We start from the raw sequence: 19916 nt of genomic DNA, 5'->3' as shown, positions 1-19916 counted from the left end.
GGGCGGATCTCGCGCGGCAGACGCTGGCCGAGCGGCGGGCCTGGCCCGCGCGCCTGCCCCCGGTGGCGGCGCAACGGCCCGAGGCGCTGGAGGGCACCCTGCGGCAGGCGCTGGCCTGGATCCGGCGCTCGCAGGATCACTGGGGCACGGGGGGCATCCCCGCCAGCTACAGCGCGCGGTCGCGCCGCTATGCCGCGCCCTACCCCGAGACCACGGGCTACAGCATTCCCACGCTGCTGGACGCAGCCGAAGCGCTGAACGCCCCCGAGGCGCGTGACATGGCCACGACTGCCGCGGCCTGGCTGGCCACGCGGCAGCTGCCCGACGGCGCGATCCGCTGCAACATCGAGCCGCCGCGCACGGCGCCGATCGGCACGTCGAAGATCGTGATCTTCGACTGCGGCGCGATCCTGCAGGGCTTCACCGCCATGGCGCGGCGCGAGGACCGCTTCACCTCGGCCGCGCACCGGCTGGGGCGCTTCCTGGCGGACGCGCAGGCGCAGGACGGAACATGGCGGCGGCATCTCGCCTTCGACCACTTCGGCAGCCACAACGCGCTGGTCGCCTACGCGATGATCGACGCCGGACAGGCGCTCGAGGACAGGCGGATCGAGGCGGCCGGGCACAGGTGTCTCGACACGCTGCGCGCGCGGCTGCGGCCCGACGGCTATATCGAGGGCTGCGAGTTTCCCGGCGTGCGGCCCGGCATCGCCTTCCTTCACCCCTTTGTCTACACGATCGAGGGCTATCTCAAGGCGGCCGAGATCGACCCGTCGCGGGGCTATCTCGAAGCGGTGCTGCCGGCGCTCGACGCGCTGCACGAGGGCATCGCGCGCAGTGGCACGGTGCCGGGCGCCTTCGTCCGCAAGGACATGACGACCGGCTTCGGGTTCACCGCGATGACCGCCGTGGCGCAGCTGGCGGATGCGGGCTTCAAGGCCGACCGCCTGCTGGGACCCTCACCGACGAGGGGTGGCGCGGCGGGTTGCCCTCGGCCTTTCCGCTCGACGGTGCCTACCTGCCCTTCTGCGTCAACAACTGGGGCACGAAGTACCTCATGGACGCCTGCCTCGAGGAAATGCGGCTCGGCCTGCCGGCGGGCAACCGCGCCCGCGGCCTGCACGCTGCGCAGCCGGGCAAGGCGGCCGGCGCCCCCGGCGGGCCCCGCCAGCGCCGTGCCCGCCACACCGGGCCGGATCGTCCCGCACATCGTCCCGCGCGGCCCTACCGGGGCACCGCCCCGACCGGGCCGGGCCCTGCCCCAACGGCCCTCAGCGCCCAGACCCGACCCGAGGAAACATCATGAAGAAAGTCATGCTCATTGCCGGCACGCGGCCGGAATCCATCAAGATGGCGCCGATCTACCAGGAGCTCTCGGCACGGCCGCGGGACTTCAAGGTGACGGTCTGCGCCACGGCCCAGCATCGCCACATGCTCGACCAGGTGTTGCGGATCTTCGAGATCACGCCTGATTTCGACCTCGACGCGATGACGCCCGGGCAGTCGCTGAACGGGCTGGTCCCCGAGGTCATGCGCGGGCTGGACACGGTCTTCGCCAGCGAGGAGCCGGACATGGTGCTGGTGCAGGGCGACACCTCCTCGGCCTTCGCGGGGGCCGATGGCGGCCTTTCACCTGCAGATCCCGGTGGGCCACGTCGAGGCGGGCCTGCGCACCTACGACAAGCGCGCGCCCTTCCCCGAGGAGGTGAACCGGCGGCTGATCTCGACCATCGCGGACCTGCATTTCGCGCCCACCGCCCATGCCGAGGAGAACCTGCTGCGCGAGGGCGTGCCGCCCGACACCATCGAGGTGACGGGCAACACGGTCATCGACGCGCTCTTCTGGGTGCTGGCGAACCGCACGGCGGACCTGTCGGGGCTGCTGTCGGAGGTGCCCTCCGAGGCGCCCTGGATCCTGGTGACCGGGCACCGGCGCGAGAGCTTCGGCGAGGGGTTCCGCAACCTCTGCATCGCGCTCAACGAGATCGCCGAGCGCTACCCGGGGCACCAGATCGTCTACCCGGTGCACCTGAACCCGCGGGTGCGCGAGACGGTCTTCGAGATGCTGAAGGACCGCAGCAACATCCACCTCGTCGAGCCGATGGACTACGTGCCCTTCGTGCACCTGATGCAGCGGTCCGAGTTCATCATCTCGGACTCGGGCGGCATCCAGGAGGAGGCGACGGCGCTCGGCAAGTCGGTGCTGGTGACCCGAGAGGTCACCGAGCGGCCCGAGGCGGTGATGGCCGGCGTCTGCCGGCTGGTGGGCACCGACCCCGAGAAGATCCTGCGCGGCGCCGCGTCGCTGCTGGACCGGAACTCGGCCTTCGCGAACGATCCCTCGGCCCGCCAGATCTATGGCGACGGGCACGCGGCGGCGCGGATCGTGGACGCCATCGCGTGACAGGCGCGCCTAAGCCTTTCGGGGGTGCTGCCCGCCCGAAGGGCCGTCTACCCGCGAAGGGACGCCGCGGGCACCTTGAACCCATGCTGTAAGGAACGAGCCGGACCATGTTGCAGACAACCGAGTCGCAGGCCGCCGCATTGCCGCCTTCGCCGCCGCCGCCCGAGGCGGTCCCCTACATCAACCTGCTGGGGGTCCGGGTCTCGGCCCTGAACCTGCCGCTGGCGACCGAGCGCATCGTCGAGGCGGTGCGCAGCGGCGAGCGCGGCTACATCTGCGTGGCCGAGGCGCACGGGCTGATGAACTGCCAGAGCGACCCGGAGATGCGGGCGATCTTCAACGATGCCTTCCTGGTGACGCCCGACGGCATGCCGCTGGTCTGGGAACTGCACCGGCGCGGCCATGCGGGCGCCGGGCGTGTCTACGGGCCGGACCTGATGCTGGCGATGTTCGGGCGCGGGCTGAAGCATTACCTTTACGGCGCGACCGAGGAAACGCTGCGCCGGCTCGAGACGCGGCTGACCTGGGACTTTCCGCAAGCCGAGATCGTCGGCATGCATGCCCCGCCCTTCCGCCCGCTGACCGAGGCCGAGGAAGAAGCGGTGGTGCACGACATCAACGCGGCGGCCCCGGACATCGTCTGGGTCGGGATCGGCGCGCCAAAGCAGGAACGCTGGATGGCGCGGCTGCGCGACCGGCTCGAGGCGCCGATGCTGATCGGCGTGGGCGCCGCCTTCGACTTTCACGCCGGCAACGTGAAGCAGGCGCCGGCACGGCTGCAGCGGGCGGGCCTGGAGTGGGCCTTTCGCCTCGCCTCCGAGCCGCGGCGGCTGTGGCGGCGCTATTTGCGCGTGGTGCCCGGATACCTCGCGCTGCTGGCGTTGCAGCGCAGCGGGCTGCGCCGGTTTCCGGACCCCGGCCCGCGACCGGCGGCATGACGGGGATGCAAGCCAGCGCGAGGGACAGCACATGGACAGGGTGACGACATGAGCTTCAACCAGTCAGTCAACTACTTCCGCAAGAAGCGCGGCGCGCGCCTGCGGCAGCACATCCGGCAGCAGTCGCAGTCGCTGGGCCGGAAGCTCGACATCCTCGATGTGGGCGGGCGGCCGGATTACTGGGACAACGTCGGCCTCGACGGGATCCGCAGCATCGTCTTCCTGAACCAGGACGAGATGGAGTTCGGCGAGCGCATCGAGGCGGCGCCGGGCGTGGAGTTCTCCTTCCGGATCGGAGATGCGCGGCAGCTGTCGGAGTTTCCCGACAAGTCGGTCGACCTGGTGCATTCCAACTCGGTCATCGAGCATGTCGGCTGCTGGGAGGACATGGCCGCCATGGCGCGCGAGGTGGTGCGCGTGGGCGGGTCCGGCTGGATCCAGACCCCGGCCTGGGAGTTCCCGATCGAGCCACATTTCCACCGCCCCCTTCGTCCACGTGGGTCGGCAAGCCGCGTGGGGGTCCGGCTGCTGTCGCTGTCGCGGCTGAGCTGGTGTCGCCAGGCCGACCTGCAGGTGCGCCGCTACCAGCTGGACCACGTCAACCTGCTGGCCCGGCGCGAGCTCGAGGCGCTGTTCCCGGACCTGCAGATCTATACCGAGCGTCTCGTCGTCGCCAAGAGCTACGTCGTGCACTGGGCCTCGCGCCTGCGGGACGAGGCCGCCGCATAGGGTGTCCCCGGACCCCGTCATTCCCTGCAGCGGCGAGGACCGGAGCGGGCCCCTGACGCAACCTCCGGGGCATGTCCGAACGGCCAGGTGCGTCGAATCCGGACGCGCCGGAAAGGGCGTGATTTGCGCCAGCGCGGCGCGTTCGGCCGTCGCTCTTCGTCACACTTTTTACATATTTCGGCGGGCGGCGCGCCTCTGCGCAACTATCCGCCTGTGCCTTCTGACCGCCGCAATGGTGCTGGCAATGGCGGTCCCCACCCCTGCCCGTGAGGGGGGGCCGGGAGCAAGTCATTGGCGCACCGCACACATTTCCGAGAGCCTTGAATCAATCGCCGACGCGGCCGAAATGCGAGTCGGCGGGTCTTTGCCCGAGGCCTTTCTGAGGGGGGTTGCCAATCTGGTCCGTGGATTCGACCGGCTGGTATCCGTTGCCATGTCCACTCATCCGAATGGACAAGCCAATACTCAAAAAGGCGAAAGCTACATGGCAACGTACTACGTTTCGACAACTGGCAGTAACGCAAACGACGGAAGCGAATCCTCTCCGTTCGCCACGATCAATCATGCGGTCAGCTCCGGTTTGCAGCCCGGCGACACTGTTCTCGTGAAGCCCGGCACCTACCGCGAAAGCGTTTACGTCAACATCGACGGATCCGCGGCCGGCGACATCACGATCCGGTCAGAAACCCCAGGTGCCGCGTCGATTCAACCGGGAAGTTCGGGCAACGGCTTCACCATCGAGGGGAGCTACATCACCATCGACGGGTTCGAGATCACGGGCAGCGCCTATCACGGCATCGAGGCCCAGAACTCGCACCACATCTCGATGCTGAACAACATCTCGCACGACAACGGCGCCTCGGGGCTGTCGGCGATCTGGGGCGAATTCTACCTGATCGAGGGCAACACCACCTACGGCAACGCGGCCAGCGACTGGTTCTCGGGCATCTCGGTCTACGAGAACCGCAACATCACCGGTGACACCGAGACGACGGGCTACCGCACGATCATCCGGAACAACGTCTCCTACGACAACGTCACCGAGAACGGCCAGCACACCGACGGCAACGGGATCATCATCGATGATTTCCAGAGCACCCAGAACAGCGCCTTCCCGAGCTACACCTACCCGACGCTGGTCGAGAACAACCTCGTCTACGAGAACGGCGGCAAGGGCATCCAGGTCATCTGGAGCGACAACGTCACCGTGCGCGGCAATACCGCCTACCACAACAACCAGGACCTGCAGAACACCGGCACCTGGCGCGGCGAGATCAGCAACTCGCAGTCGAGCAACAACACCTTCGTGAACAACATCGCGGTGGTCGATCCCTCGGTGCACCCCGAGAACACCGCGATCGACAACAATTCCTACGGTGGCTACACGAACGACAACGTGGTCTGGGCCAACAACCTGACCTACACCGGCACCGCCGGCGAAGCCTCGGTCAAGACCGACGGCGGCAACGCGATGCCGAGCGCGGCAGACGGCAACCTGCTGGGCGTGGACCCCGGTTTCATCGACCCGGGCAACGACTTCCGGCTGTCCTCGGGCTCGGTTGCGATCGACGCGGGCACCGACGACTACGGGCTGGCCTCGGTCGATCTCGAAGGGACCGCGCGTGTCGAGGGGGTCGTGGACATCGGCGCCTACGAGCGCGACAGCAGCGGGACCCCGACGCCGCCCGCCAACACCGCACCCGAGGCCACGAACGACAGCGGCTTCTCGACGACCGAGGACACGGCGGCGACGATCGCCACCGCGGACCTGCGCGCCAACGACAGCGATGCGGACGGCGACGCGCTGACCGTCACCAGCGTCAGCGGCGCGGTGAACGGCACTGTCTCGCTGGCAAGTGCCTCCTCGGTGGTCTTCACCCCGGATGCCGGCTACTCCGGCATGGCGAGCTTCGACTACACCGTCTCGGACGGCGCAGGCGGCACCGACACCGCCACCGTCTCGATCGAGGTCACGGCCGCGAGCGCGCCGCCGTCCAACACCGCGCCCGTGGCGACCGACGACTCCGGCTTCGCGACGAGCGAGGACACGGCGCTGTCGCTCAAGCCGTCGATGCTGAAGGACAACGATACCGACGCCGACGGTGACTCGCTGACGATCACCAACGTCAGCGGCGCGGTGAACGGGACCGTTTCGCTGGCCGCGGACGAGACCGTGGTCTTCACGCCGGACGCCGGGTTCACCGGCATGGCGCGCTTCGACTACACCATCTCGGACGGCGCAGGCGGCACCGACACGGCGCAGGCCGAGATCCAGGTCTCGACCGCCGAGGTGACGCCGCCCGCTCCGCCGGAAGACGACGAGGAAGCGGGCAGCTTCAGCATCTGGGACAGCTCGGCGACGCCGGACATCATGGCCGACAGCGACACGGCCGCCGTCACGCTTGGCCTGCGGTTCACCGCGGATGTCGACGCCGCGCTCGAGGCGCTGCGGCTCTACGTGAGCGAGGCGAACACCGGCACGCAGTCGATCAACCTGTGGTCCGACAGCGGCACGCGCCTGGGCCAGGCCACCGCCGAGGTGACCGAGAGCGGCTGGAGCACCGTGTCCTTCGACAAGCCGCTGCAGCTCGAGGCCGGCGAGGACTACATCGCCTCCTACTACGCCCCGAACGGCGGCTACGTCGTCTCGGAGGACTACTTCGACAGCGCCTCGGACGAGGGGCCGATCAGCCTCGAGGCGAACTCCGGGGTCTATTCCTACGGCAGCGGCGGCAGCAGCTTCCCGGACCAGAGCTATGCCTTCAGCAACTACTGGGTCGACGTCGTGCTGACGCCGGACACCGCGACTGACGTCGCCGGTGACAACGTCATCGGCGAGACCGGCACGGTCGTCGCCGGGCAGGCCGGCGCGGGCGACTGGACCTCGGTCACCTTCGACACCCCGCTCGAGGATCCCTCGGTCGTCATGGGCGGCCTCACCGGGAACGGGGCCAACCCCTACACGGTGCGGGTCCGCAACGTCACCGACACCGGTTTCGAGTACCAGATCGACGAGTACGAATACCTCGACGACTGGCACACGACCGAGGAGATCAGCTGGCTCGCGGTCGAGAAGGGCACGCATGTCCTGTCAGACGGCCGCACGATCAGCGCGGGCGACGCCTCGGTGGGCGGCAGCTTTGCCGGGATCTCGTTCGACGACGGCGCCTTCGACTCCGCACCGGTTGTGCTGGGCCAGGCCGTGGGCGAGGCCAACGCAATGGCGGTCACCGATCGCCTGCGCTCGGTCAGCGAGACGGGCTTCGAGGCGCGCCTGTTCCAGCAGGAAGCCGCGACCGGCTCGATCGAGGCCGAGGGCTTCGACTGGATCGCGGTCGGCCAGGGCGGCAGCGCGACCGACGGCGCGCTTGCCGGCACCTCGGGGAACATGGTCGATCACCGGCCGACCACGGTCGACTTCGACGGCAGCTTCTCGGGCGAGGACTTCGTCATGGTGACGGACATGCAGACCACCAACGGCTGGGACGTGGCGACGCTGCAGACCGCGTCGCTGGACGACGAAAGCATGGTGCTGCGCGTGCTCGAGGAGACCTCGCGTGACGGCGAGGTCCGCCACGTGGACGAGGACGCCGGCTTTGTCGGCTTCGAGACCGGCCTGATCGAGGGCACCCCCTTCGAGAGCGACACCGTCCTCTGACGGTGCCCCTGCCCCGGCCGCGCGCGCGGCCGGGGCTTCCCTGCCTCCGGGCCGCGCCTTTTGCGCACGAAAGGCGCCGGGGATGACGCGAAAGGCCCACTTGCGGCGCCCGGCCTGTGCATTTGGATGAGTGCCCGCGCCCGTTCGGACGCTTTCGCCAAGCCCCCAACTCCATACTCTCGCTTCAGGAAACCGCCCGTACGCCAGGACCTCGTGCCCGGCGGCCGGGCCCTGAACGGAGACAGGTGCCTTGGCGATCACGAACTGCAGCATCGCGCCGGACGCGCGCATCTTCCAACCCGACCTCGTAAACCTCTACGGCTGCAGTATCGGCGCCGGCAGCCGGATCGGCGCCTTCGTCGAGATCCAGGCGGGCTGCACCGTGGGCGCGCGCTGCAAGATCTCCTCGCACAGCTTCCTGTGCGAGGGCGTGACGCTGGAGGACGAGGTCTTTGTCGGTCACGGGGTGATGTTCACCAATGACCGTTTCCCCTCGAGCACCAACCCCGACGGCAGCCTGAAGGGTGCCGACGACTGGTGCTGCGAGCCGGTGCATGTGGGCCGCGGGGCCTCGATCGGCACGAATGCGACCGTGCTGCCGGGGCTTCGCATCGGCACCGGGGCGTTGGTCGGGGCCGGAGCGGTGGTGACCCGCGACGTTCCCGACCACGCCATCGTCGCGGGCGTGCCCGCACGGATCGTGGGCGACCGGCGCCATGCGCCGCCGCCCGCCGACGCGTCGCAACTTCAGACGGGAGGCCGGGCATGATCGGGGTTGGAGTTGCCGGCTACGGCTACTGGGGGCCGAACCTGGCCCGTGCCGTCGCCGAGAGCGGGGTCGCGAAGGTCGAGATGATCGCGGACCCCTCGCCCGAGGCCCGCAAGCGCGCCGCGCCGCGCCATCCCGCGGCACGGATGACGGGAGACATCGGCGAGATGCTGCGCGACCCGCAGGTCGACGCGGTGATGATCGCGACCCCGGTGCAAACGCATTTCGAACTCGCGCTCGCCGCGCTGCGCGCGGGCAAGCACGTTCTGGTCGAGAAACCCATGACCGAGACCGTCGCCCAGGCGGTGCAGCTGGTGGACGAGGCCGCGCGGCGCGGGCTCACGCTGATGGTGGACCACACCTTCGTCTACACCCCGGCGATCCGGAAGATCAGCCAGCTGCTGGAGGACGGCGAGCTGGGCGATCTCTACTACTACGACTCCACGCGGGTGAACCTGGGGCTCTTCCAGCGCGACGTGAACGTGATCTGGGACCTGGCGGTGCACGACTTCGCCATCATGGACCACCTGCTGGACCAGAGCCCGGTGGCGATCTCGGCCTGCGCGGCGGGCTTCCTGGCGGGCAGCCCGGAGAACATGGCCCATGTCACCGTGCACTACGACGGCGGCACCATGGCGAACCTCAACGTCAACTGGCTGGCGCCGGTCAAGATCCGCCAGACGCTGATCGGCGGCAGCCGCAAGATGGTCGTCTACGACGACATGGAGACCAGCGAGAAGATCAAGGTCTACGACCGGGGCGCCTCGTGCAACGGCGATCCCTACGAACATCTCGTGTCCTACCGGCTGGGCGACATGCACGCGCCCGCCCTCTCGACCAAGGAAGCGCTGCTCACCGAGGTCGAGGAATTCGTGCGCGCCATCGACAGCCGCACCGCTCCGCTCACCGACGGCGAGGGCGGGCTGCGTGTCGTGGAACTGCTGGCCGCCGCGTCGCTCTCGACGCGGCAGCGCGGCCATCCCGTCGATCTCGTTACCAGGAAGGTTGCCTCATGATCCCGTTTCTCGACTTGCGCCGACAATATGCCGGCATCGCCGACGACCTAGAAGCCTCCGTTCTCGCGACCCTGCGCAGCGGCCAGTACGTGCTGGGCGAGCCGGTGGAGTGCTTCGAGGAGAACTTCGCGACCTACTGCGGCACGCGCCACGCCGTGGCCGTCAGCACCGGGACCTCGGCCCTTCAGCTGGCGCTGCTCACCGCGGGCGTGGGCCCCGGCGACGAGGTGATCACCGTGCCCACGACCTTCGTGGCGACGGTGGCGGCGATCCTCTACTGCGGGGCGACGCCGGTGCTTGTGGACGTGGACCCCGAGACGCTGACCATGGACCCGGCGCAATGCGCCAGGGCCGTCACGCCGCGGACCAAGGCCATCCTGCCGGTGCATTTCCACGGGCGGCTGGCCGACATGGCCGCGCTCGACGCGATCGCCTACGCCAACCGCCTGACGCTGATCGAGGATTCCGCGCAGGCCCACGGCGCGCGGCGCGACGGGCAACGGGCGGGATCCTTCGGGGCCATGGGCTGCTTCAGCTTCTACCCGGGCAAGAACCTTGGCGCGGCCGGCGAAGGCGGGGCCGTCACGACGAACGACGACGGTCTTGCCTCCCGCTTGCGGGCGCTGCGCGACTGGGGCCAGCTGGAGCGCGGCGTGCATGCGCTGCGCGGCTACAACTACCGCATGGACGCGATCCAGGGCGCGGTGCTGGGCGTGAAGCTGCGGCACCTCGACGGCTGGACCGCCGCGCGGCGCCGGATCGCGGGGCACTACGACGCGGCGCTGGCGCCGGAGATCCGGCGCCCGGCCACCTCGGGGCCCGAGGACCACGTCTACCACGTCTATGCCATCGAGAGCGAGGACCGCGACGCGCTGCGCCGCGACCTGACCGACGCGGGCATCGGCACCAACGTCCACTACATGCGGCCCGTCCACCTGCAGCCTGCCTACGCCGACCTGGCGAACGGCCCGGGCAGCTTCCCGGTGGCCGAGGCCTATGCCGCGCGCACCCTGTCGCTGCCGATCTTCCCCGAGCTCACGGGCCCGGAGGTCGAACAGGTCGCGGCGGCGGTCAACGCGCTGTCGGAACGCACCCATGAGCCGAGAGAAAGGGCCATCGCATGACCGGGAACACCGATATCCTGAAGGGCGCGACCGTCCTGGTGACCGGCGGGGCCGGCTTCGTGGGATCGCACATCGTGGACCAGCTGCTCGACGAGAAGGTCAAGCGCGTGGTCGTGATCGACAACATGGTGCGCGGCCGCCCCGAGAACCTGGCCGATGCCCGGCGATCCTCGCGCGTCCGGCTGGTCGATGCCGACATCCGCGACCGCGACGTGATGCAGCGGCTCGTGGCGGAAAGCGACGTGGTCTTCCACCAGGCGGCACTGCGGATCACCCATTGCGCCGCCGAGCCCGACGAGGCCATGTCGGTCATGGTGCAGGCGACCTACGACCTGCTGCAGGACTGCGTGCGCCACAAGGTGCGCAAGGTGGTGATGGCCTCCTCGGCCTCGATCTACGGCAGCGCGCCGCATTTCCCCACGCCCGAGAGCGACCCGCCCTACGACAACCGCACGCTCTACGGCGCGGCCAAGAGTTTCGGCGAGGGGCTGTTGCGGTCCTTCAACGACATGTACGGTCTGGACTACGTGGCGCTGCGCTACTTCAACGTCTACGGGCCGCGCATGGACCTGCACGGCAAGTACACCGAGGTCATGGTGCGCTGGATGGAGCGGCTGTCGGCGGGACTGCCGCCGGTGGTCTTCGGCGACGGGTCGCAGACGCTGGACCTGATCCAGGTGCGCGACGTGGCGCGGGCCAACATCTGCGCGGCGAAGGCGCCGGTCAGCGACCGGGTCTACAACGTGGGCTCGCAGACCGAGACCTCGCTGCTCGAGCTGGCGCAGCTGATGTCGCGCGGCATGGGCCGGGGCGAGCTGACGCCCGAGCACGCGCCCGAGCGCAAGGTGAACCCGGTACCGCGGCGTCTGGCCGACTGCACGGCCGCGGCGCGCGACCTCGACTTCCGGGCCGAGATCGGGCCGGAGAAGGGCCTCGCCGAGCTTATCGCCTGGTGGCAGGGCGCGCGGGCGGACATGCGGGTCACGGAGGCGGCGCAATGATCCCCATCGCGAAACCGCTCCTGGGTCCCGAGGAGGCCGAGGCCGCCAGCGCGGCGGTGCTCTCGGGCTGGGTGTCGCAGGGCCCGCAGGTCGCCGCCTTCGAGGCGGATTTCGCGGCCCTCACCGGCGCCGCGCGTGCCTGCGCGGTCTCGAACTGCACCACGGCGCTGCATCTCGCGCTGCTGGCCGTCGGCGTGGGGCCCGGAGACGAGGTCATCACCGTCAGCCATTCCTTCATCGCCGGAGCCAACGCGATCCGGCAATGCGGGGCCACGCCGGTCTTCGTCGATATCGAGCCCGACGGGTTCAACATCGACCCCTCGCGCGTCGCCGAGGCGCTGGGGCCGCGCACCCGGGCGATCCTCTGCGTGCACCAGATGGGCATGCCCTGCGACATGGCCGAGCTTCTGCGGCTGGCGCAGGGGTTCGGCGTGCCCGTGATCGAGGACGCGGCCTGCGCCATCGGCGCAGAGATCCGCATGGGCGGCGACTGGCAGCCGGTCGGGCGGCCGATGGGGGACGTGGTGTGCTTCTCGTTTCACCCCCGCAAGGTCGTGACCACCGGCGAGGGCGGCATGCTGACCACCGACCGGCCCGAGCTGGACGCGGCTTTCCGGCTGTGGCGGCAGCACGGGATGTCGGTCTCGGACACCGCGCGGCATGGCAGTCCGAAGGTGATCTTCGAGGACTACCCGGTGCGTGGCTACAACTACCGCATGACCGATATCCAGGCCTCGGTCGGGCGCGAACAGCTCAAGCGGCTGCCCGGGATCGTGGCGCGGCGGCGGGCGCTGGCCGAGCGCTACCGCGCGGCCCTGGCCGGGATCGAGGGGCTGACGCCACCCGCCGAGCCGGACTGGGCGCGTTCCAACTGGCAGAGCTACTGCGTGGGGCTGGCCGACGGCATCGACCAGCGCGGCGTGATGCAGGCGATGCTGGATCGCGGCGTCGCGACGCGGCGGGGGATCATGAACATGCACCAGGAAGCGGCCCAGGCCGACGTGGCGCTGCGCTTCCCCCTGCCCCGTTCGGAGGCGGCGCGCGACCGTTCGGTCCTGCTGCCGCTCTACGCGCAGATGACCGACGCGGAACAGGACGAGGTGCTCGAGGCGCTCGTGGCGGCGCTGGCCTCGGCCGCGGGAGCGCGCGATGCAACCCTCGTGCGTGCAGTCTGACGCAGGCCTTGCGTCAACCGCCCGCGCCGCGCAGCGGCCGGGCGGGATTGCCGGCAACCACCGCGCCGGGCGGCACGTCGCGCACCACCACCGAGCCCATGCCGACCAGCGCGCCCTCGCCGATGGTGACCCCGTCGCGGACCGCGCTGCCGCTCCCGATGTAGCAGCTGTGGCCGACCCGGACGCCGCCGGCGAGGATCACCCCTGCCCCGACAATCGCGAAATCCTCGATCACAACGTCGTGATGAACGATGGATCTGGGCATGATCAGGACGTGGTTTCCGACCGTCGCGTTCGAGGTCACGAGCACGCCGGAGTAGAGCGCCGTGCCCCGCCCGATCTCGGAAAAGCGCGAGACCGAGGCCTCGGGGTGCAGGACCCGGGCGTATCGTTCCTGTCTCACGCCAATGCGCGTCACTATATCTTTGCGTGTGCGATGATTTTTGGAAGATCCGACAAGGATGAGGAATTCTGCCCCAGGGTAGTTTGTCGAATGGTCTAGCGGGAGGATGGGAATTCCCGCAAAGGTTGTGCCGCGGTGTCGTTCTGCGTCATCCAGGATCGCCGGAATGCGAAACGCCGCCTCCATCGCCTCAAAGAGTTCGAGGCAGTTGCCGCTCATGCCGATAGGAACAAGTTCTGTCGTCATCACGTGATTGTCACTCCAAGGTCCGGTTATGGCCTCAATTTGTCTTTTATCAATGCGTGTTTTCTAAGGATATGTGATAACTTTGAGACGGACCCGCGAACGACTCGCGTACCCGCCAATTTCTTCGTGCGGAAAAATGCACGGCGAAAATTATTCCTTCGCCAGATCCGCCCGGGGCGTACCGAGTAGCACCACAGGGGAGTATTGATTGCATATTTTTTGCGGTGAAAGACACGTCGTCTTTTGCAAATGAAATTTTCGGCCGTTTTCGGATAAATCCGTTCGGCCTTTTTCGTGTCGCGGCCGCCCGGCAAGCGGTGTGACTTTTCTTGGAGGGTTACCAGCCATGAATTCAAGCAAACAAGATCCGGACGAGGACTTCGACAATAGACACCCCGCTCCGACGCCACTTCGCAAGATCCACGATGCCGGGCCACCGGCTCCGCGGATCATCAGCATGATTGCCGGATCCCCCTTCGAGATCCAGGTCCTGGGTGCACTTCTTCGCCACATTTTTCCGGGCGTCGAGATGCACCACTACGCCAATGCGCGTGACTGGACGCAGCACGGGTCCGGCGAGACCGAGCGCGAGATCGTGCTCTACAACCTCGGCAACGACGCGATCTCCGAACCTTCGGTCAAGGCCGCTCTGCAGGCCTTCGTCGACAAGGCGGGGCCGCGCCAGGTGATCGTGATCTCGCGCAACGACGACGCGCTTGCCGTCTTCCATGCCATCGACTGCGGCGCATCGAGCTATATTCCGCCCGACGCCGGGGTCGACGAGCTGATCGAGGCGATGCGCGCGCCCTCGTCCAAGAGCGTGGTGATCCCGCGCAGCAGCATGGCCTCGTTGCGGGCCGCGCTGGACCATCGCACGGAGCGCCGCCAGGGGCTCGAGCGGTTCTTCACCGAGCGGCAGCTGGAGGTGGCGCGGGCGCTCCAGCGGGGCGATTCCAACAAGATCATCGCCTACGAACTCGGGCTCTGCGAAAGCACGGTCAAGGTTCACATCCGCAACATCATGCGCAAGCTGAAGGCCACCAACCGCACGCAGGCAGCCTTCCGGCTCAACGAACTCGCCAACGGCAGCACCGAGATCGAGGTTCTGCCCGAGGACTGACATCACCGCACACCGACCCTGCCATCGACCTTGCGCGCCTGCATTCGCAGGCGCGCACTGGCGAGGTGCGAGATTTCGGCCGCGAGGGGATGGCCCGTCAGGGCCAGCCCGCCCAGCCAGCCCGCGAACGCCCCCGCCGCGGCAAGCCCCGCCTGCAGCAGCGAAAGCTCGACCCCGTGGATCGCCACGAGGAGGCCCGCGGTCGCGCCGGTGCAAAGCGCCACGACAGCACTGCGCAGGGCGGCCGCCCCGAGCTGGGTCCAGCGGAAGCCGACGAGGCGGCGGATGTAGACGAGGATCAGCCCGACGTGGATCGCGTTGGCGGGAAAGAGGCTCCAGGCCACGGCGGAGAGGCCGAAGCGCGTGGCGACGAGGATCACCGCCATCGAGAGCGGCAGCGCCACGAGGCTGAGCAGCGCCATCTGCCGCACCCGCCCCGTCGCCACCAGCACCGGGAAGGCGAGGTAGATCGGCGCCAGCAGCATGGCGGCGAATGATACCACCTGCACCAACGGGATCACCCCGAGCCACTGCGGCCCCAGCAGCAGGCGCACGATGGGGTCGGCCAGCAGGGCGAGGCACAGCAGCGCCGGCCACTGGATCGCGGTGATGAGCGAGATGCCCAGCAGGTAGGGTTCGACAAGGCCCTTCTTCGCCCGCACCTGCGCCGAAAGCGCGGGCAGCACGACCGGCTGCACGGCACTGAGCAGCAGCCTGTCGGGCATCTGCGTGAGCGAGACCGAGCGGGTGAAGAGGCCCACGGCGCCGAACCCCATCGCCTTGCCGAGGATCAGCCGGGGCATGGCCTCGAAGAGCATGCCCAGCAGCGTGACCACCGTGGTCCAGGCGCCGAAGGGCACGACGCGGCGCCAGTGGCGCAGCGTCGGGCGGAAGATCCACCACTCGGGCCGCGAGATCGCCGCGCCAAGCGCCGAGGTCGCGGCCGCGCAGACCGAGCCCCAAACGAAGCTGAAGGCGCCGAAGCCCAGGATCGCGAGCGTGATGGTCGTCGCGGCGTTGACGGCGGCGGCCGAGATGTTGATCCGCGCCACGGCGGCGAAGTTCATGTCGCGCTGCATCAGCGCCACCAGCGGGTTGCTGATCGGCGCCGCGAGGAAGCCCAGCGCGGCGATGCGGATCAGCTCTCCCAGCTCGGGCATCTCGAAGAGGGCGGCGGCGAGCCCGGCGCTCAGCGCCATGCACAGGCCCAGCCCCAGCGACATCAGGCCGATGACCGTGACCGCGCTGCGCGTGAGGTCGGGCGTCAGCTCGGGCTCCTGGATCAGGAAGGCGGCAACGCCGAAGTCGCGGAAGGCCTCGATCAGGATGACGAGGCTGCTCGCGACCATGAAGAGGCCGACCTCGGCCGGGGTCATCAGGCGCGAGACGACGGCCATGGTGGCGAGCGTCAGCACAAGCCCGGTGGACTTGTCGGCAAAGGAAAAGAAGAACGAACGACGGACCATGGTTCAGAACACCTTGTACACGGAAGATGGGAACAACCGGCCGGCGGCGCTCATGGCTGCAGCGGGTCCGGGCCGACGGGACGCGGCGCGGGCGTGACCGTCGCATCGCGCGAAGCCACGCGGAAGCGGCGCTCGCGCAGGTACCAGAAGGCGGTGCGCGCGGCATCAAGGCCCTGCGCGGCGCGGCCGGGCCGCACGTCTCGGGCCTCGCGGCAGATGTCGGCGAGGCTGGTGGCAACGGCGCCCAGCCCGTGGTGGTCGACGACGAAGTGCCGGCCGAAGCGGCCGAGGTCGGCGCGCAGGGCCGAGCTGCTGCAGATGTCGCGGATCGCCGCGTGCAGCGCGCGGTCGTCGCCGTCGCCCTGCCCGAACATGCCCGAATGCAGGAAGTCGCGGGCGGTGTGGGGCCTGAAGAGCCGGGCGAAGCCCTGCTCGCCCAGGACGATCACCGGCGCCGCGTGGGCCAGCCCGCGCAGGGCCGAGCCGCCCATGCCCAGCACCGCGTCGGCGCCGGCATAGGCCGGGCGGGGATCCTCCATGGCGCCCGCCATGACCACGGCCGCGCGGCCGAGGTGGCGGTTGGTTTCGGCGGCCAGCGCCGCGAGATGCGACCGGGCCTCGCCGTCGCCGACGATCACCAGCCTGAGCGGAAGCTCGGCGCCCAGCGCGCGCAACGCGCGGATGGAGCGTTCGAGGCATTCGGATTTCATGACATGCGCGAGGCGCGAGACGGTGACCAGCAGGATCTCGTCATCGCCCACGCCGTGGGCCTGGCGGAAGGCGCGGCCGTCGCTGACGCCGGGGGCGTTCGCGGTGACGTCGACGGGCGGCAGCAGCAGGCGCGCGCGGCGCCAGCCGGCGTGCTCGGCCTTGTCGCGCAGGGCGCCGAAGCCGAAGGTCGTGGGCACCTCGCGCGGCATGGCGCGGGTGAGGTCCATCATCATGTCCGAGATCACCAGCGGGATGCCCATGGGCAGATTGACGCCGAAGTAGGCCTCCAGCCCCTGCCACCAGTCCCAGGCGTGGATCACGTCGGGCCGCTCGCGCCGCACCAGCGCGCGCAGGGCGCGGATGCGGGCGGGCGACGGGTGAAAGCGGACATCGGGCGCGGGGCGGAAGGGCACCCCCCTACCCCGCAGGTGCGGCAGCGCCGGCCCCGGCGCCGCGTGCAGCGTGACGTCGAAGCCATGCGCGTCGCGCAGCTCGGCGGCCAGCTCGATCGCGTTGATCTGCGTGCCGCCGAGTTCAAGCCGATGCGCAAAGCTCAGCAGTTTCATGCGCGTGCCCTGTCGTCCTGTCCGTTCGGGCGTGCGATGCCGGCGGTCGCCGGGATCGACTGGGCGCCGTTGAGGTAGGCGCGGTGCCATTTCGTCGGCCCGGTGGAGAGACGCTCCTCGAAGTAGGTGATGGTGCGCTCGAGCCCCTCGCGCAGTTCGATCTCGGGCGCCCAGCCCAGCGCCTCCTGCGCGCGGGAGATATCGGGCTTGCGCTGGGTCGGATCGTCCCCGGGCAGCGGGCGGTACTCGATCCGCGAGCCGGTGCCGGTGAGCTCGGTCACGATCTCGGCCAGTTGGCGGATGGTGAATTCGCCGGGGTTGCCGAGGTTCACCGGCTGCGGCACGTCGTCCCCCGAGGCCATCAGCGCGCGGAAGCCGCGGATCAGGTCGTCGACGTAGCAGAAGGACCGGGTCTGGCTGCCGTCGCCGTAGAGCGTCAGCGGCTCGCCCCGAAGCGCCTGCACGATGAAGTTCGACACCACGCGGCCGTCGCTTTCGCTCATGCGGGGGCCGTAGGTGTTGAAGATCCGCGCCATGCGCACCTCGACACCGTATTGCCGCTGGTAGTCGAAGAACAGCGTCTCGGCGCAGCGCTTGCCCTCGTCGTAGCACGAGCGCGGGCCGATGGAGTTGACGTTGCCCCAGTAGCCCTCGGGCTGGGGATGCTCGCGCGGGTCGCCGTAGACCTCGCTGGTCGAGGCCTGAAAGATCCGCGACTTGGTGCGCCGGGCGAGGCCCAGCATGTTGATGGCGCCCATGACGCTGGTCTTGACCGTCTTGACCGGGTCGGTCTGGTAGTGGACCGGCGAGGCCGGGCAGGCGAGGTTCCAGATCTCGTCGACCTCGACGTAGAGCGGCACGGTCACGTCGTGGCGCATGACCTCGAAGCGGGGATGCCCGTGCAGGTGCTCGACATTGCGGCGCGAGCCGGTCTGGAAGTTGTCGACGCAGAGCACTTCGTGGCCGTCAGCGAGCAGGCTTTCGCACAGGAACGATCCCAGGAAGCCCGATCCCCCCGTCACCAGTATGCGCTTGTTCTCGTCCATGGTCCGTCCTTTCGGGTTGGGTCAGTCGGCGTTGGGTCAATAAGCGGTGGGTCAATAGGCCCCGCGGCGGCCGAGTACGGCCCCGAAGGTGCGCAGGAAGATCGACAGGTCGCCCCAGAAGGAGCCACCGGCGATGTAGAAGTCGTCGAGCTGCTGCTGGCCCTCGAGATCGGCCGAGCTGCGCTCGGAGATCTGCCAGAGCCCGGTGAGCCCCGGCGTGACGGTCGCCCGGCGGGCGCGGAAGTCGGCGGGCATGGCCCGAAGGTGGTAGTCCGGAAAGGGACGCGGGCCGACGAGGCTCATGTCGCCGCGCAGGATGTTCAGCAGCTGCGGCAACTCGTCGAGGCTCGATGCCCGCAGGAAGGTGCCGATCCCCCGCAGGATGCGCGGGTCGCGGCGCAGCTTGAAATGCGCCTCCCACTCGGCGCGGGCCTCCGGGTCGCGGTCGAGCAGCTCGGTCAGCATGCGCTCGGCGTCGAGATACATGGTGCGCAGCTTGAGCACGCCGATGGGCTTGCCGTCGCGGCCCTCGCGGGTCTGAACGTAGAAGGCGGGCCCGGGGTCCACCATCCGGATGAGGGCCGCGGCACCGATCACGACCGGTGCCGCGGCGACGACGGCCGGCAGGGTGAGCGCCAGGTCAAAGGCACGCTTGAGCACCGCACCGCCCCGGCCCCTCGTGGAGCGGGGTCAGCCGAAGGCCGATCCGGCCGCCGTGTTCCGATGGATGCACACCCGAAAGGCGCAGCCGGGGCAGGTCCGAGACCAGCACGATCTCGTCGTGGGTGCGCCGCAGGATCGCCAGCGTCTCGGGCTCGGGCAGCGCGCGGTCGGCCCAGAGCAGGGTGCGCGAGGGCACCGCGTCCTCGACCGGGCGCAGGCCGAGACCCGGGGTCGCCTCCAGCATCGACGTGAGCGCCGCGGCCGAGGCGTCCTCGCCCGCGACATGCACCGGCATGCCCCAGGCGCCCAGCGCGCTCAGCGCGGCGCGGGTCAGCCCCGCGAAGGCGGCCTGCAGGGCCAGGAGGGCCAGGAAGCCGGGCCAGAAGAGCATCTGCACCGCCGCGCCGCCGCCGTGCAGGGCCAGCGCGGCCAGCGTGGCGATCATGCCGGCGCCGGCCCAGGCCGAGGCCGTCTTGCGCAGCCGCGCCTCGGCGTGAAGGCCGAATCCCGGGTAGAGTCCCAGCGCCGCCTTGAGCCCGACCTGCACCGCTCCGGCCAGCGCCAGCAGGCGCAGGGCCGTGTCGAGGGTCGCGGTGTATCCCAGCAGCGCGCCGCCGGCCCAGCAGAGCGCGGCAAGCGCCAGAAGGTCGGAGAGGATGAGCCCTGCAACGCTGGAGACACGCGCGCGCAGCCCGCCGCCGAAGACGGGGGTGCGGGCCCGCGCCAGGGTCGGGCGCGGCGGACGGGACGGGAAAACGATGCTCATGACGTGGCCCCCGGCCCGAGGGCGTCATGGCGGCGCGGTCGGAATGCAGCTGTGGTTCGCATGGGATCGGCCCTCGGACTTGAAACAGTGCCTAGAGCGTGGCGTGACTGTTCGG

The 19916-nt window shown here is 69.4% G+C and carries 17 protein-coding genes and 1 pseudogene; 12 read left to right on the top strand and 6 right to left on the bottom strand.

The genetic code is table 11. The annotated features are described in order from the left end of the window. The 11 genes and pseudogenes from SALMUC_RS30900 to SALMUC_RS03625 form a co-directional block, all read left to right on the top strand. The coding region (locus tag SALMUC_RS30900) for a hypothetical protein (protein ID WP_245584655.1) at positions 1–1472 on the top strand (1472 nt) is incomplete at its 5' end. Further along, a pseudogene (locus SALMUC_RS31475) lies at positions 1432–1557 on the top strand (non-hydrolyzing UDP-N-acetylglucosamine 2-epimerase); the annotation flags it as partial. The gene SALMUC_RS30900 and the pseudogene SALMUC_RS31475, both read left to right, overlap by 41 nt. A 61-nt stretch (positions 1558–1618) precedes the next feature. Next, positions 1619–2404, top strand: coding sequence for a non-hydrolyzing UDP-N-acetylglucosamine 2-epimerase (gene wecB / locus SALMUC_RS03665; protein WP_021119792.1), 786 nt, complete (start codon positions 1619–1621; stop codon positions 2402–2404). A 107-nt stretch (positions 2405–2511) separates the two neighbouring features. Beyond that, positions 2512–3342, top strand: a complete 831-nt coding sequence (locus SALMUC_RS03660; protein ID WP_020043038.1) for a WecB/TagA/CpsF family glycosyltransferase — start codon at positions 2512–2514, stop codon at positions 3340–3342. A 48-nt stretch (positions 3343–3390) separates the two neighbouring features. After that, entirely contained in the window at positions 3391–4071 is a 681-nt protein-coding gene (locus tag SALMUC_RS27945; RefSeq protein ID WP_021119791.1) for a class I SAM-dependent methyltransferase, read from the top strand. Positions 4072–4555: 484 nt separating this feature from the next. Next, positions 4556–7729 (top strand): cadherin-like domain-containing protein, encoded by a 3174-nt coding sequence (locus SALMUC_RS03650; protein WP_037370997.1) that lies wholly within the window; start codon positions 4556–4558, stop codon positions 7727–7729. Between the two features lie 250 nt (positions 7730–7979). Further along, positions 7980–8498: an acyltransferase gene (locus SALMUC_RS03645; RefSeq protein WP_020043041.1), complete on the top strand. Its 519-nt coding sequence runs from the start codon at positions 7980–7982 to the stop codon at positions 8496–8498. Beyond that, positions 8495–9514, top strand: coding sequence for a Gfo/Idh/MocA family protein (locus SALMUC_RS03640; RefSeq protein ID WP_020043042.1), 1020 nt, complete (start codon positions 8495–8497; stop codon positions 9512–9514). Before SALMUC_RS03645 ends, SALMUC_RS03640 begins: the two co-directional genes overlap by 4 nt. After that, on the top strand, positions 9511–10638 hold the full coding sequence (locus SALMUC_RS03635; RefSeq protein ID WP_020043043.1) for a DegT/DnrJ/EryC1/StrS family aminotransferase: 1128 nt from the start codon (positions 9511–9513) through the stop codon (positions 10636–10638). The genes SALMUC_RS03640 and SALMUC_RS03635 overlap by 4 nt, the downstream gene beginning before the upstream one ends. Further along, complete coding sequence (locus SALMUC_RS03630) at positions 10635–11639, top strand: NAD-dependent epimerase/dehydratase family protein (RefSeq protein WP_020043044.1); 1005 nt, start codon at positions 10635–10637, stop codon at positions 11637–11639. The genes SALMUC_RS03635 and SALMUC_RS03630 overlap by 4 nt, the downstream gene beginning before the upstream one ends. Next, positions 11636–12814 (top strand): DegT/DnrJ/EryC1/StrS family aminotransferase, encoded by a 1179-nt coding sequence (locus tag SALMUC_RS03625; RefSeq protein ID WP_020043045.1) that lies wholly within the window; start codon positions 11636–11638, stop codon positions 12812–12814. Before SALMUC_RS03630 ends, SALMUC_RS03625 begins: the two co-directional genes overlap by 4 nt. 13 nt (positions 12815–12827) lie before the next feature. Here the strand turns inward: SALMUC_RS03625 and SALMUC_RS03620 are convergent, their stop codons facing one another. Continuing rightward, a complete protein-coding gene (locus SALMUC_RS03620) occupies positions 12828–13436 on the bottom strand; it encodes a NeuD/PglB/VioB family sugar acetyltransferase (RefSeq protein WP_084513880.1) in 609 nt (202 codons plus the stop codon). A 484-nt stretch (positions 13437–13920) separates the two neighbouring features. Between SALMUC_RS03620 and SALMUC_RS03615 the strand changes: the two genes are divergently transcribed. After that, entirely contained in the window at positions 13921–14583 is a 663-nt protein-coding gene (locus tag SALMUC_RS03615; RefSeq protein WP_020043047.1) for a response regulator transcription factor, read from the top strand. A gap of 2 nt (positions 14584–14585) precedes the next feature. Here the strand turns inward: SALMUC_RS03615 and SALMUC_RS03610 are convergent, their stop codons facing one another. The 5 genes from SALMUC_RS03610 to SALMUC_RS27930 are packed head-to-tail and all read right to left on the bottom strand — an operon-like array spanning position 14586 to position 19801. After that, complete coding sequence (locus SALMUC_RS03610) at positions 14586–16049, bottom strand: oligosaccharide flippase family protein (protein ID WP_020043048.1); 1464 nt, start codon at positions 16047–16049, stop codon at positions 14586–14588. Positions 16050–16099: 50 nt separating this feature from the next. Beyond that, the gene (locus SALMUC_RS27940; RefSeq protein WP_020043049.1) at positions 16100–17326 is read right to left on the bottom strand and encodes a glycosyltransferase family 4 protein; all 1227 of its coding nucleotides are present in this window, start codon (positions 17324–17326) and stop codon (positions 16100–16102) included. Next, positions 17323–18372, bottom strand: coding sequence for a UDP-glucuronic acid decarboxylase family protein (locus tag SALMUC_RS03600; RefSeq protein ID WP_020043050.1), 1050 nt, complete (start codon positions 18370–18372; stop codon positions 17323–17325). The genes SALMUC_RS27940 and SALMUC_RS03600 overlap by 4 nt, the downstream gene beginning before the upstream one ends. Positions 18373–18423: 51 nt before the next feature. Next, positions 18424–19032: a sugar transferase gene (locus tag SALMUC_RS27935; RefSeq protein ID WP_021119788.1), complete on the bottom strand. Its 609-nt coding sequence runs from the start codon at positions 19030–19032 to the stop codon at positions 18424–18426. Next, complete coding sequence (locus tag SALMUC_RS27930; protein WP_021119787.1) at positions 19013–19801, bottom strand: hypothetical protein; 789 nt, start codon at positions 19799–19801, stop codon at positions 19013–19015. The genes SALMUC_RS27935 and SALMUC_RS27930 overlap by 20 nt, the downstream gene beginning before the upstream one ends. Positions 19802–19916 lie beyond the last annotated feature (115 nt).

The organism is Salipiger mucosus DSM 16094 (assembly GCF_000442255.1).
Lineage (GTDB): Bacteria > Pseudomonadota > Alphaproteobacteria > Rhodobacterales > Rhodobacteraceae > Salipiger > Salipiger mucosus.
This window is presented reverse-complemented; position numbering and strand designations above follow the sequence as displayed.

Excerpts from the sequence above, each read along its gene's own strand:
- wecB (WP_021119792.1), top strand. The coding sequence starts at position 1,619 with ATGGCGGCCTTTCACCTGCAGATCCCGGTGGGCCACGTCGAGGCGGGC.
- SALMUC_RS03660 (WP_020043038.1), top strand. The coding sequence starts at position 2,512 with ATGTTGCAGACAACCGAGTCGCAGGCCGCCGCATTGCCGCCTTCGCCG.
- SALMUC_RS27945 (WP_021119791.1), top strand. The coding sequence starts at position 3,391 with ATGAGCTTCAACCAGTCAGTCAACTACTTCCGCAAGAAGCGCGGCGCG.
- SALMUC_RS03650 (WP_037370997.1), top strand. The coding sequence starts at position 4,556 with ATGGCAACGTACTACGTTTCGACAACTGGCAGTAACGCAAACGACGGA.
- SALMUC_RS03640 (WP_020043042.1), top strand. The coding sequence starts at position 8,495 with ATGATCGGGGTTGGAGTTGCCGGCTACGGCTACTGGGGGCCGAACCTG.
- SALMUC_RS03635 (WP_020043043.1), top strand. The coding sequence starts at position 9,511 with ATGATCCCGTTTCTCGACTTGCGCCGACAATATGCCGGCATCGCCGAC.
- SALMUC_RS03630 (WP_020043044.1), top strand. The coding sequence starts at position 10,635 with ATGACCGGGAACACCGATATCCTGAAGGGCGCGACCGTCCTGGTGACC.
- SALMUC_RS03625 (WP_020043045.1), top strand. The coding sequence starts at position 11,636 with ATGATCCCCATCGCGAAACCGCTCCTGGGTCCCGAGGAGGCCGAGGCC.
- SALMUC_RS03620 (WP_084513880.1), bottom strand. The coding sequence starts at position 13,436 with ATGAGCGGCAACTGCCTCGAACTCTTTGAGGCGATGGAGGCGGCGTTT.
- SALMUC_RS03615 (WP_020043047.1), top strand. The coding sequence starts at position 13,921 with ATGATTGCCGGATCCCCCTTCGAGATCCAGGTCCTGGGTGCACTTCTT.
- SALMUC_RS03610 (WP_020043048.1), bottom strand. The coding sequence starts at position 16,049 with ATGGTCCGTCGTTCGTTCTTCTTTTCCTTTGCCGACAAGTCCACCGGG.
- SALMUC_RS27940 (WP_020043049.1), bottom strand. The coding sequence starts at position 17,326 with ATGAAACTGCTGAGCTTTGCGCATCGGCTTGAACTCGGCGGCACGCAG.
- SALMUC_RS03600 (WP_020043050.1), bottom strand. The coding sequence starts at position 18,372 with ATGGACGAGAACAAGCGCATACTGGTGACGGGGGGATCGGGCTTCCTG.
- SALMUC_RS27930 (WP_021119787.1), bottom strand. The coding sequence starts at position 19,801 with ATGAGCATCGTTTTCCCGTCCCGTCCGCCGCGCCCGACCCTGGCGCGG.